This window comes from Vibrio sp. 1078-1, assembly GCF_033340475.1.
On record NZ_JAWOWM010000005.1, the window covers coordinates 142,309 to 155,404 of the forward strand.

The window sequence follows — 13,096 nt, forward strand, 5'->3', positions numbered from 1 at the left end:
GTCCGGTTTGCCATTAGTAGGTCAAACAGAGCAGCCACACAGCTGCTCTTTTAATTCATCTAAATGATGGATGCGAATTACACGCTCGTCATCAACACGATTGATAGCTTCACCATTAAATAACTGTACCGTTTTGATACCGGCGTTTAATCCCGCCTCAACTCCTTTAGGCGTGTCATCAATATAAAGACAGTCACTTGGTAAAAAGCCCATGCTCATAGCACTGTACATGATTAAATCGGGCTCAGGCTTCCAACTATTCGCATCGAATGCTGAGAACACTTTGCCTCGGAAAGCATCGAGTAAACCGGTTAACTCCAAAGCGTATTCAATTTTATCTTTAGGTCCATTAGACGCCACACAATATTCGATATTATGCGAATCTAAAAACTGAATTAATCGTTTTGCGCCATCCATCGGCTGTAAGTGACGCACAAAAAGGGACTGGACTTCTTCTCGGTATTGCGGCTCTAAAACATCAATTGGAACTTTGATATCTTTCAATTCTTTAGTATCTAAAAGGATGTCAGCAAGCTTTCCTCCTTTAAAGTGAGAAACGCACTCTTCCATCGTTAACTCAGCCCCATGCTGGTTAAATACATTGACGAGCGCTTGGCAACACAGTCTTTCGCTGTCGACCAACGTACCATCACAGTCAAATATCACGCACTTAATATTGGTAATTGCCATAGCCATCTCCAGACGTCTTAAAGGCTTAAGCCCAAGCTGATTTTAAGAATGTTTGGATTAATCTTATTTGAGTTTGGGATTGTTGAAACGACGAGCTTGGCATTTCATGGAAATAGAAGGGAGCAATTACAGTTTTTCTAAGCAAGATCACCCAACGTCATCTTGCTTTACTTTTTATGCACATTGATGTGTAAGTTAGTCTTCGATAACCACTGAGTCTAACAGTTTTTGCTCGGTGCTTAGTCTTTTAGCCAGATCAGCCACAAACGAGCTTTTGTATTTTGATTCAGAAACAGCAACATCAGAGATGAGTGTATTTCCTTCGAGATGGCTAACAATAGCAGCACCAATTGGGACTCCTGATTTAAAACCAACATATAATTCAAAATCTGGCGTGAGGATAATCTGTGTCAGATATTCAATGATCATATCTTTATCATACTGCTGTTCCCAGCGCTGAGATTGCAAGATAGAGAACATAATGGTCAGTCGATGAAAATCGACCAGAAAAATATCGTCGGGGTTAAATTCAGAGTCACTTTCCAGTAGTGTGTCTTTGTCGACTACTTGATACGTTGCTTTTTCTAGCGTTTTGAAATAGACATCGCGCCCTTTCAAACTCTCTGGTGTCGGAAATTCAACTTCGACCAGATCATACAGCCATGTATTTTTACGCTCGATACTGGCTAACTGTTGTTCATTCATCTTGATACCTTCGTTTAGAGCAGTACATTAGCATGAAGCCCGCAACAAACCTAGCGCACATAGACCTTTCCGTGGCTAAATTTTGTTTTAGGTGCAAACCTCTGATAGATTTCATCAATATCTTTCCTAGTTAAGGACAAAAATAATGAAAAAGATGCTGTTAAGTGCATTGCTTGCTACTACTCTAGTTGGTTGTTCAGATAACGATGTTGCTGACGTGGGGCTCGGTTGGTTTACTTTGAAAGACATCAAAGTCGGTGAGTTGAAAGACGAGGTGGTAACAGGTGTCACATGTCACATCGCCTCTATCGAAGCGGATTTCAGCTTAGCAGATCCAAGTGATAGCTCAATATCATGTCGTCAGACTGGCGAAATCACACCGGAAATGATTGCAAAAATAGATAAGAGTAAGTCCGGTGAAATTGTATTTAAGAAGTCAAAAAGCATTTTCTTCAAAACAATGAAGGTTCGCCGTATTTATGATGCCGATAACCAAACCTTACTCTACTTGTCTTATACAACAAAAGAGACCGATGGTAGTTTTAAGCATAGCCTTTCGACAGTCCCACTTTGGGGTACCAAGGCTTACGTTGAGCCAACTGAAGTGAAAAAGTAACGCGGGTAAATTTAGTTAGCGCGGAGCAGGCTCTTTCCGGGCGCTGCTGAGCAACAAGTTTAAAAAACAACCCATTGCAATACGACAAGCGCCATAAATTGCAGCTGCTTTGGTTGCTATTTACTCAGCTCGCTGATTTTTTCAGCGAGCAGACTTCTTTGTAATAAATCACCACGATTTTCATTTTTTTGTGATACAATCCCGCCTCTTTTTTTTCTCACTCAAGAACAAGCATGAAGTTTCCTGGTCAGCGTAAATCTAAACACTACTTCCCAACTCACGCTCGAGATCCATTAGTAAACCAAATCCGACAGGCACCTAAGCTATATCGCCCAACTATTGTTGGTGTCGGTCAAACCATTGTAGATATCGAAGCACGTGTAGATGACGCGTTTTTAGAGAAATACAACCTGAGTAAAGGACATTCGCTCGTTCTTGAAGAAAGCAAAGCAGATGCACTTTACGAAGAACTGGTTGAGCAAGGCCTGATCACACACCAATACCCAGGTGACACGATTGGCAATACTCTTCACAACTACTCGGTTTTAGCCGATAGCAAATCCGTTTTGCTCGGTGTGATGTCTAAGAACATTCAAGTCGGTTCTTTTGCTTACCGCTACCTTTGCCGTACGTCTTCACGCATGAACCTTAACCATTTACAAACGGTAGATGGCCCTATTGGTCGCTGCTACACCCTAATTTCTCAAGACGGTGAGCGTACATTTGCTATCAACGAAGGTCATATGAATCAACTACTTCCGGAAAGCATTCCTGAAGAGATCTTTGAGAAAGCATCAGCCCTGGTTGTTTCTTCTTACCTAATGCGTGGTAAAGAAGAAGATCCAATGCCTAAAGCGGTACAAAGAGCGATCGACTTTGCTAAGAAGCACGATGTCCCTGTTGTACTTACGCTAGGGACAAAGTACGTTATCGAAGGTAACGCACAGTGGTGGCAAGAATACATTCGCGAAAACATTTCTGTTGTCGCTATGAATGAAGAAGAAGGTGCGGCGCTAACAGGTGAAACAGAGCCGCTAGCTGCTGCTGATAAAGCACTTGAGTGGGTTGATCTCGTACTTTGTACAGCAGGACCAAATGGTCTGTACATGGCTGGTTACACCGACGAGAAAGTAAAACGAGAAACCACACACGACATCCTTGAAAGCTCCCTCGAAGCCTTTAACCAGTACGAGTTTAGTCGTGCGATGCGTAAAGAAGACTGTCAAAACCCAATGAAGGTCTACTCTCACATCGGCCCTTACCTTGGTGGACCACTAGAGATTAAGAACACTAACGGTGCAGGTGATGCAGCCCTTTCAGCCTTACTGCATGACATGGCAGCAAACTCTTTTCACCAAAAAGAAGTGCCTAACTCAGAAAAGCACGAAGTACGATGCTTAACCTACTCCTCACTTTCTCAGATTTGTAAATACGCAAACCGAGTAAGCTATGAAGTGTTGACGCAGCACTCTCCTCGCCTATCGCGAGCGCTTCCTGAACGAGAAGATAGCTTAGAAGAGACTTATTGGGATCGTTAAAACGACAACTTTAAAGCTAAAAATATATCAAGGTCACCATTTGGTGGCCTTTTTGTTTTTATCTAGCACTATAACGAGTAGATTTCGTTAGTATGTCGCACAATACGAAGCAGTAAACTCTTTACAAGCCTAACCGAAACAGTACCATCACCAAGCAGACCTTTGCCTCACAATAATACTCGTTATAACTCAGGTAGTTTTTCAACGCTACCTGTGCCACTTTGGGGATTCTCCATGCAGTCAGATATCGAAATTTGCCGAAACACACCACTTTCTTCTATTGATGTTATCGCGGAAAAAGTAGGACTATTGCCCGAAGAGTATGACACTCACGGGAAGCACAAAGCCAAAGTCCACCCAAAATGTTTGGAACGACTCAAAGCAAATGATGACGGTAAACTTGTACTCGTCACTGCGATCACGCCGACTCCTCTTGGCGAAGGAAAAACCGTTACGACGATAGGACTGGCGCAAGGTTTAGCAAAGCTTAATCAATCTGTTATTGCATGTATAAGGCAACCTTCGATGGGACCCGTCTTCGGTATTAAAGGTGGCGCAGCGGGCGGTGGTTATTCTCAAGTAGCTCCAATGGAAGAGTTAAACTTACACCTTACTGGTGACATTCACGCAGTGACAGCGGCGCACAACCTTGCTTCAGCCGCTCTTGACGCTCGCTTGTTCCATGAGCAACGCGAGGGTTATGATGCCTTTGAATCACGCACCGGGTTAAGAGCACTTAAAATCGACACGGCAAGTATTACTTGGAAACGAGTGATGGACCATAATGATCGTGCACTACGTAAAGTCAAAATTGGCCTCAATGATGCAGGAAAAACCATCAATGGTTTCGAGCGTGACGAAGGGTTCGATATTTCAGCGGCTTCCGAGTTGATGGCTATCATTGCACTAGCCAAAGATTTAAAAGATTTACGTCAACGTATTGGGAAAATTGTCGTAGCGTACGATTTGAACGGAAACCCCGTCACTACGGAAGATCTACAAGTTGCAGGAGCAATGGCAGTAACACTAAAAGAGGCGATTGCACCAACACTGATGCAAACTCTAGAAGGTGTTCCTACGTTGATCCATGCAGGTCCATTTGCAAACATCGCCCATGGAAATTCATCCATTATCGCGGACGATATTGCGCTAAAACTGTCAGGTTACACGGTAACTGAAGCCGGTTTTGGTTCGGATATGGGATTTGAGAAAGCGTGTAACATTAAAGCTGCTGCCGCCAACAAAGCCCCGGACTGTGTAGTGATCGTAGCAACATTACGCGGCCTCAAAGCGAATTCTGGACACTACGATTTACGCCCAGGTATGGCTATTCCAGATTCCATTTTTAATCCGGACCAAGCAGCATTGGAGGCTGGGTTTGAAAATTTAAAATGGCACATAAATAACGTTCATAAATACGGTTTACCTGCTGTCGTTGCCATTAACCAGTTTCCACAAGATTGTGTGAAAGAGCTTAAAGCTCTTGAAGAGCTGATTCACCAATTTAATCCCGAAGTTAAAGTAGCCATCAGCACCGCTTTTTCGCAAGGCGGACAAGGCGCAACGGAACTAGCTCAACATGTTATTGATGCGTGTACCACGCCTGTAGAGTTTTGTCCGTTATACAACAAAGAGCAATCATTACTCGAAAAGCTCATGGCAGTATGTGAAGCGGGCTATGGAGCAACCAATATAGAAATGACTCCTATCGCGACTGAACAGCTCAAACATTTTGAGCAATTAGGCTTTAACAACTTAGCGGTTTGCATCGCGAAGACACCACTATCGATAACCACAGACTCCGCAGTCAAAGGCGCACCAACTGGTTTTACCGTCCCAATCCGCGAGCTGCGCTTGTGTGCGGGCGCAGGATTCGTTTACGCATTATCTGGTACCGTGATGACGATGCCAGGCTTACCTGATAAACCCGCATTTATGAATTTAGATCTTGATGATGAAGGAAATATCATCGGTCTCTCTTAGTACAGTGATAACGTATCGCTATCAGTGAAGTGAGCATATTCATTAAGTGAGTGGTCTACTTACCTACCCACTCACTCTCAACAACTGTGAAAAGAGTTGTCTCAGGCCTTCTACTCTTGAATTGTTGATACAAAGCTCTCCTGCCTTACATCAACGCGCCTGTTTTAGACCTTTAGAGTTAAGACGCTAACCCTAAGCCTTGTTTAGCCATAGTTATTAAGATAGAAAACCCTATTTATCTTCTTGTTTTGTCGCCACTTTACATTGTAAATCCATACTTGTTGACTTCTCCTTTCTACAATTTTGCGCCAATTTGATGCACGGGCTATTTAGCGCTTCACTAATATGGTGCAGTTGTCTTACAGTGAAATTTTAACCTCCTTGATTTTTAAGGAGATATTCTATGGCTCGATTCTTGTAGTAGACTTTTCACTAATAAGCACATTAGCACATGCTTTTCAAAACCTCTGCGTTGCATACCACCTCCTTCAGGTTAGCACCGTTTTGATGCATGTCAGAAAGGGAAAGGGAATACTATGGAAGACGCACTTGCCGTAATTTTAGCAGGAGGGATGGGGTCTAGACTCAGCCCACTCACCGATGACAGAACCAAGCCAGCCGTACCTTTTGGCGGAAAATATAGAATTATAGATTTCACACTAACCAATTGTTTACATTCGGGTTTACGCAAGATCCTTGTTTTAACCCAATATAAATCTCATTCACTTCAAAAACACTTACGAGACGGCTGGTCGATATTCAATCCAGAGCTAGGCGAGTACATCACTGCTGTTCCACCACAAATGCGCAAAGGTGGTGCATGGTATGAAGGAACCGCCGATGCGATTTATCACAACATGTGGTTGCTATCGCGAAATGATGCAAAGTATGTGGTTGTGTTATCCGGCGATCATATCTATCGAATGGACTACGCCGCAATGCTTGAAGAGCATAAAGAGAAAGGTGCTAAGCTCACCGTTGCCTGTATGGATGTTCCCGTAGAGGATGCTTCAGCATTCGGTGTAATGGGCACCGCAGAAAACGGGCTCGTTACTTCGTTTATAGAGAAACCTGAAACCCCACCAACTCTTCCTGGAAGCGCGACCAGAAGCCTTGTTTCTATGGGAATATATATCTTTGATATGGATGTTTTGAAAGAAGCGCTTGAAGAAGACTCAAAACTCGATTCATCAAGCCATGACTTCGGAAAAGACATCATACCTAAGCTGATTGATACGGAATCCGTTTACGCTTATCAATTCTGTGGCAGTAAAGGGCGCGTCGATAAAGATTGCTATTGGCGCGACGTGGGTACCATTGACTCCTTCTATGAAGCGAATATGGATCTACTAGAACCTGTGCCGCCAATGAACCTTTATCAGTCCAATTGGGCGATTCGTACTTACGAGCCGCAGTTTCCACCAGCTCGTACTGTATCGTCGGCCACGGGTAATGAAGGTATTTTTATTAACTCCATCATTGCTACCGGTGTCATCAATTCCGGCGGCTCAGTACAACACTCCATTATTTCTTCTAATGTACGCATTCAAGATAGTGCAACGGTAGTCGATTCTATCATTTTTGATGACGTGGAAGTCGGTGAAGGAAGTCAGTTGGTCAACTGCATAGTTGATAAACATGTTCGTATTCCGCCACATACTCAAATTGGCATCAACAAACTTGAAGATGCGAAGCGATTTAAAATCTCAGACAAAGGTATTGTCGTCATACCTGAAAGTTACCAATTCGATTAAACGACAAACTATCACAACAAAAAAGCGCACGATAATCATCGTGCGCTTTTGTTTAAGTACCTGTAAACATTAGGCTATAACAAATAATCCATAATAATTAGATGTTACATACCGTTGACCAGCTACCATCTGTACCCGGTTCAGCCGCTGTCCACCAGTTCGCTTGGTAAACCACACCGTTGTGGATGATCTTATCACCTTGGTTAGCGTGGCTTGGATTACCTGCCCAATCCGTTTGTGGCAGAGCTGGGTATGTCACTAAACCTGTCGTATCACACGTACCTGGTTCAGTGGTACCACCACCCGTGCCCGCATTGAGATCACCAATTGGTAGAGCTGGCTGTTCAAACTTAAACGCAAACTCTTTACCACCAGAAATCACTGAGTAGTTAGCCGGACCAGAGATTGGTAGGTAGTAAACCATATCAAGCTCGTAAGTGCCGCCCGCCGGCAAGTCTTTCCATGCTGGTAGAGAGAACGACACACGGTGCATTACGCCATCTAAGCCACCAATGTTGTTTGCTCGAGTATGTCCAGAAGCAATTACTTTCAAACCACCACCTGATTGGTCTTTCGCGTTGTCCGGCGCAGATACTGGGATATCGAATTGGAATTCAGTACCGCCAGGGATCGCTTGACCAGTGTTGTTCGTAAACGTGATTTTCGGGTTAATTGGGTAGTTTTGATCGCCAACTTTGAAGCCGCCAACACTAACAGTAATGTCTACTGCTTCAGTTGGTGTTGGACCAGTCGCTACTTTATTACCGTAAGGCGTCGCAGACTTAAACTTGTCGTAGATAGCTTTGGTCATAGTGTTACCCATGTGGTATTCACCATTACCCGCCGCACAAGCTTGTTCAGTTGCATCTACTGCCGTACGATTACCATTTGCATCCAGTACGTAACAGTTGTAGTCACCGGCTAGTTCCCAGAACATGATACCGCCGATCTCTTTATCGATAACGTAATCGGCTTTCACCTCGATAGAAGCTTTATCTTCCGTAGATAGGAATACGCTCTTCTCCGCGTTCCACAACCAAGGTGCTACAGCAACGCTATCGTAATGACGAGTATAAGTACCAACAAACTTATCTGAAGGATCGTTGACTGGGTCAAGACCGTAAGCAGCTGCGTAAGAGCCCCATATACCGTTTTCTAGGTTCTTAGCATGCCACATTGGGTTAGAACCAGCGCCCATTTCGTTTCCTTTAGGGTCGGTATCATGCCACATGTTGTCGATACCAATAGCGCCGTGACCACAGTTGTTCTTCTCACCTTCACCTGTGCCCGGTTGGCACTCTGCTTGGTTTGGTAGTGCCGCTCGGCCCCAAAGGCCATTTTCACCACCAGTAACACCTTGCCAACCACGGGTGTAGTAAGGAACACCAATGTTAATACGACCTGCTGGCATAGAACCACGGAAGTAATGGTAAGCCCAGTCTGTGTTCAAGTAACCGATACCACCGTATGCAGCAGTGCCGTATACGTTCCACTGCGCTAGCTCAGAGTCTTTACCTGTATCGAATAAAGCCGCGTTATGACCAACGTGATCATTCCAAGCCCCATGCAAGTCGTAAGACATGATGTTTACGTAGTCTAGGTACTTAGTTACATCGAAGGTTTCCATCCCACGTAGCAAGTAACCTGAAGATGGTGCTGCGATAGTCAGCATATAATGAATACCATCTTGCGCGGATGCCGCATCAAGTTTCTCACGCAATACTTTCATCAGCTCTTGGTAAGACGCCCATAAATACTGACGACGTGGTTCCATGAAGTCTTTGTCGTAAGGGTTACCAGCACCAGCCATTGACGTCGGGTATTCATAGTCGATATCCAGACCATCGAACTTGTACTGACGCATCATTTCAACGGCTGAAGTTGCGAACTTCTCAATACCAGCATGATTAATAGAACCGTCCGCATTCGTCGTCATGGTGTAGAAGCCACCATCAGCTACACGATCGCCGTTCGTATCGAAGTGGCCGCCCGTTTCAGCCCAACCACCAATCGAGATTAGCGTTTTAACATCATGTTTTTGCTTGTAAGTTGCTAGTGCACCAAAATGACCTTTAAAACCAAGAGCGGGATCTACCTCAACGCCTGGCCAAGTTTTACCTGTAGCAGGGTTGTTAGGATCATTTACGTCGCCAACGTTTACTTTGCCGTCAGAACCAATGCTCACAAACGCGTAGTTAATGTGAGTAAGTTGTTCCCAAGGAATGTCTTTAACAAGGTAAGTCGATTGTGGGTCGTCACCTGATCGCCAACTGGTGAAGTAGCCGATTACACGACGTGGGTGATCAGCCCCCATTTTCTCACGGCCTTCTTCGTCATAAATAGAACAGTAAGGAACATCTACACCCGTTGTTTGATAAAGACCATCAGGACGACAATTAGATGTCACTGCGCCGCCGTTTACTGTTAACGTCGCAATTGCAGAATCTGCTGTTGCTCCAGCATCATCGGTTGCTCTCGCATAAACACTTAATGAGCCAGCTTGTGAAGGGGTTACATCCAGCGTGTATGGCGCTGTTGTAGCAGTGCCAGCAAGCACACCTGCAACATAAAAATCAACTTTAGCAACGGTACCATCCGCATCCGTAGCATTTGCAGTCAGTGTTACGGAACCACCCAGGTCAATAGAGCTCGCAGAAAGCGCGACATCCACTGTCGGCGCTTCGTTACCAGGTTGCGCTGATGCCACAGTTAACGTCACAACACTTGCCGTACTAACGGCACCTGCATCGTCATAGGCCTTGGTAGAGAACTCGTGCTGTCCTTCAGTTGCTGTCCACGATACAGCATACGGCGCAGACGTTGCCTGACCAACTAATACACCATCAACAAAGAACTCTACTTTGCTAACAGTCCCATCAGTATCTGCCGCATCTGCAGCTAGGTTAACAACATCACCCGCAGTCACAGAAGCCGACGCAGAAGGCGATGTCAGAGTAACCGTCGGGACTTCATTCTGAGGTGGATCAACCGGTCCAGTGCCATCACAAGCGCCAAGTGTTTCCCACTCGCCCCACTCACCAGATTGCGCTGGATTGTTGTTTTGCGTCCAGTAACGCGCTTTATAAGCATTACCTTCATGCTGAACTTGGTCGCCACCGTTATAAACTTTTGATGATTGCCAAGTTTCTAGAGGGGCACAGTCAACTGCTGCGTAGCTATTGAAGGCCATAAGACAAGAAGCGGTGAGTGTGCTTAGTGTGAACACGTTTTTCACTGCGTTGCCGTTTTTAAGGTGCATAATCGCTCTTCCTTAAGTTATTGTTAAAACAATACTAAATGCGCTAAACGAAGCGCATCTATACTTTTATTTCGACGTAAAATAACTTAAGTACAAGTTGGTGATTTCACACTATCTATTTACGAGTTTTCCACACCGCCTCGCAACAATCCACTAAATGATTGCAACAACGTACCTATTATTTGGCACCAGTAACTAATTTTATAACTCAAATAAATATGTCACTCGCAAATTAATAAAAAAGGTAAAAAAAGTCGCCATTTTGAAATAAAGATCACTAAGCCTTTGTTGACCTTGGCGTTTCATTAAAATGCCGCTTGTACTCGCGACTAAACTGTGATGGGCTCGTGTAACCGACCATTCTCGCTGCATCATTAACACGTCTCCCCTCTAACTGGATCAATTCGCGCGCTTTGTTAAGTCGAACTTTCTTAATATATTGCAACGGAGATTCAAGCGTGACATTGCGAAATGCTTGATGGAAAGCAGACACACTCATGTTGGCTTCTTCAGCCAATGCTTGTACGTTCAACTGTTCATGATACGCTTGATGCACGCGATTTAGTGCTTTAGCGACCCTCGCGTAAGAACCTTCTTGATGTGCTAGGTCAAATAAAACATACCCCTCTTTGCTCACCAAAGTACGATACACAATTTCCTCAAGAAGCAGCTCGCCAAGCATGATGACATCAAGCTCGTTACACATTGCTTTCATTAACCGCTTGCACGCATCCAACATACCTTCATTCATACGTACCGACTTAAGGCCGCAACGGGTTGCATCCAGACACTTATTACTGAATTTCTCAGCCTCTAATTTTTTAACGAGTTTATGAAGAAGCGTTGGCGAAATATCTATCGAAATGCCAAGTAAAGGCTCATTGTTTGTCGCAAACGCTTCGCACTCTAGTGGCATGGGAACCCCGACAACAAGGTAATCTTCGGGCCCATATTGCACTGGTGTATCACCAATATGAATGTTCTTATGCCCTTGACCCAATACGATGATGCCGGACTGATAGACAAACGGCTGGCGATGATTCCCTTTGCTACTGCGATAAAACCATACGCCATCTATCGCTGTTTTCTTCATACCTTCTAGGTCATGCAGCCCCTGCTTTTCAACATATTGCTGCATGATATCTGCGAGAGTGTGCATTAGAGCGCTCCATCAATGACCAACGAGTTTGGTCTCTATTATCGTTTCGAGCACTATACTTCCTCTCGACTTTAACTTTCTAGCTCAAGAGCATTAATTTTGTAGAAATAGGCAAATTATTTGCAGAAATCGACCTGTTAACGATCGTTAATCAGGACTAATATGCATGTATTCAATCTCCTTCACTGGAAGCAAGAGGGCTAATAATGAACTTTTCTTATGTAAACCCAACCAAGATTTTCTTTGGTCAAAAACAAATCGCAGCAATCAAAGAAGCTATCCCATCCGACCAAAAAGTTTTAGTGGTATACGGTGGTGGCTCCATCAAAAAAAATGGCGTGTACGACCAAGTAGCAGAAGCTCTTGAGGGACATGAATGGCTAGAGTTTTCAGGTGTTGAACCAAACCCAACCAAAGAAACACTCGATAAAGCAGTCGCAATGGTAAAAGAGCATGGTGTTGATTTTATTCTAGCGGTAGGTGGTGGTTCAGTCATCGATGGTTCCAAATACGTAGCTGCGGCATCAAAGTATGATGGTGATGGTTGGGATATCATGATTGGTAAGCACCAAGTCACTGAAGCGACGCCTCTAGCTGCAATTTTGACATTGCCAGCAACAGGCTCAGAGTCAAACATGGGCGCAGTTATCACTAAAAAAGAAACTCAAGACAAACTTCCGTTCATGTCTCCAGCAGTGCAGCCAAAATTTGCCGTGTTAGACCCAGATGTAATGAAAACACTGCCAGAACGCCAGCTTATCAACGGCATTGTTGACGCATGGGTGCACGTATGTGAGCAATACTTGACGCTTCCTACCGGTGCAATGGTTCAAGATGGTTACGCAGAAACACTGCTGAAAACTTTAAAAAAACTCGGAGAACAGTTTGCGGAACGAGACGACGATATGTGGCGCGCAAACTTAATGTGGTCTGCTAACCAAGCATTGAATGGGTTAATTGGTAGTGGCGTTCCACAAGACTGGGCAACACATATGATCGGCCATGAATTAACGGCTCTATGGGGCGTTGATCATGCGCGTTCTCTTGCAATTGTCCAACCGTCGTTACTTCGTAACCAAATGCAGTTTAAGCGCCCTAAGTTAGAACAAATGGGTCGCAACGTATTTGGTCTTGAAGCAGGTGAGGATTTAGCAGAGCGCACAATCGAATCTATCGAAGCGTTTTATCATCAACTTGATGTCGCAACTAAGCTCGAAAACTATGGTGAGAGCCGTGAACAAGCTATCGATGCCATCATTGATCAACTAAACAAACACGGCATGACTGTTTTAGGTGAAAACCAGGCGATCACACTTGAACGTAGCCGAGAAATCTTAGAGTTAGCTGTCTCATAACTGCAACAATTCTTCACTGCCCTTCCTAGGGTTTAAC

9 protein-coding genes are annotated in these 13,096 nt (G+C 44.4%); 5 read left to right on the forward strand and 4 right to left on the reverse strand.

Annotated features, from left to right (window positions below; translation table 11 throughout):
* Positions 1–21: 21 nt before the first annotated feature.
* The gene (locus R7190_RS12960) at positions 22–690 is read right to left on the reverse strand and encodes an HAD-IA family hydrolase (protein ID WP_047103569.1); all 669 of its coding nucleotides are present in this window, start codon (positions 688–690) and stop codon (positions 22–24) included.
* A gap of 195 nt (positions 691–885) precedes the next feature.
* A complete protein-coding gene (locus R7190_RS12965; protein ID WP_005386088.1) occupies positions 886–1,395 on the reverse strand; it encodes a hypothetical protein in 510 nt (169 codons plus the stop codon).
* A gap of 145 nt (positions 1,396–1,540) precedes the next feature.
* Here R7190_RS12965 and R7190_RS12970 point away from each other — a divergent pair, with 145 nt between their 5' ends.
* The 4 genes from R7190_RS12970 to glgC all read left to right on the forward strand — a co-directional run bounded on the left by R7190_RS12970 (position 1,541) and on the right by glgC (position 7,286).
* Positions 1,541–2,011: a CreA family protein gene (locus R7190_RS12970; RefSeq protein ID WP_005397614.1), complete on the forward strand. Its 471-nt coding sequence runs from the start codon at positions 1,541–1,543 to the stop codon at positions 2,009–2,011.
* A gap of 233 nt (positions 2,012–2,244) precedes the next feature.
* The gene (locus R7190_RS12975) at positions 2,245–3,549 is read left to right on the forward strand and encodes an inosine/guanosine kinase (RefSeq protein WP_005376376.1); all 1,305 of its coding nucleotides are present in this window, start codon (positions 2,245–2,247) and stop codon (positions 3,547–3,549) included.
* Positions 3,550–3,783: 234 nt separating this feature from the next.
* Positions 3,784–5,532, forward strand: coding sequence for a formate--tetrahydrofolate ligase (locus R7190_RS12980; RefSeq protein ID WP_186585332.1), 1,749 nt, complete (start codon positions 3,784–3,786; stop codon positions 5,530–5,532).
* 536 nt (positions 5,533–6,068) lie between these two features.
* The gene (glgC, locus tag R7190_RS12985) at positions 6,069–7,286 is read left to right on the forward strand and encodes a glucose-1-phosphate adenylyltransferase (protein ID WP_033906540.1); all 1,218 of its coding nucleotides are present in this window, start codon (positions 6,069–6,071) and stop codon (positions 7,284–7,286) included.
* Between the two features lie 97 nt (positions 7,287–7,383).
* Here the strand turns inward: glgC and R7190_RS12990 are convergent, their stop codons facing one another.
* Entirely contained in the window at positions 7,384–10,545 is a 3,162-nt protein-coding gene (locus R7190_RS12990) for a chitinase C-terminal domain-containing protein (protein ID WP_167416043.1), read from the reverse strand.
* Between the two features lie 277 nt (positions 10,546–10,822).
* Positions 10,823–11,704, reverse strand: a complete 882-nt coding sequence (locus R7190_RS12995) for an AraC family transcriptional regulator (RefSeq protein ID WP_005386077.1) — start codon at positions 11,702–11,704, stop codon at positions 10,823–10,825.
* Between the two features lie 206 nt (positions 11,705–11,910).
* On the opposite strand from R7190_RS12995, the gene R7190_RS13000 reads away from it, so the two are divergent.
* Positions 11,911–13,059, forward strand: a complete 1,149-nt coding sequence (locus R7190_RS13000) for an iron-containing alcohol dehydrogenase (RefSeq protein WP_186585334.1) — start codon at positions 11,911–11,913, stop codon at positions 13,057–13,059.
* The last annotated feature ends 37 nt before the right edge of the window (positions 13,060–13,096 follow it).

Bases quoted from the DNA above. Each gene is read 5' to 3' on its own strand.
- R7190_RS12960 (WP_047103569.1), bottom strand. From the start codon at position 690: ATGGCAATTACCAATATTAAGTGCGTGATATTTGACTGTGATGGTACG.
- R7190_RS12965 (WP_005386088.1), bottom strand. From the start codon at position 1,395: ATGAATGAACAACAGTTAGCCAGTATCGAGCGTAAAAATACATGGCTG.
- R7190_RS12970 (WP_005397614.1), top strand. From the start codon at position 1,541: ATGAAAAAGATGCTGTTAAGTGCATTGCTTGCTACTACTCTAGTTGGT.
- R7190_RS12975 (WP_005376376.1), top strand. From the start codon at position 2,245: ATGAAGTTTCCTGGTCAGCGTAAATCTAAACACTACTTCCCAACTCAC.
- R7190_RS12980 (WP_186585332.1), top strand. From the start codon at position 3,784: ATGCAGTCAGATATCGAAATTTGCCGAAACACACCACTTTCTTCTATT.
- glgC (WP_033906540.1), top strand. From the start codon at position 6,069: ATGGAAGACGCACTTGCCGTAATTTTAGCAGGAGGGATGGGGTCTAGA.
- R7190_RS12990 (WP_167416043.1), bottom strand. From the start codon at position 10,545: ATGCACCTTAAAAACGGCAACGCAGTGAAAAACGTGTTCACACTAAGC.
- R7190_RS12995 (WP_005386077.1), bottom strand. From the start codon at position 11,704: ATGCACACTCTCGCAGATATCATGCAGCAATATGTTGAAAAGCAGGGG.
- R7190_RS13000 (WP_186585334.1), top strand. From the start codon at position 11,911: ATGAACTTTTCTTATGTAAACCCAACCAAGATTTTCTTTGGTCAAAAA.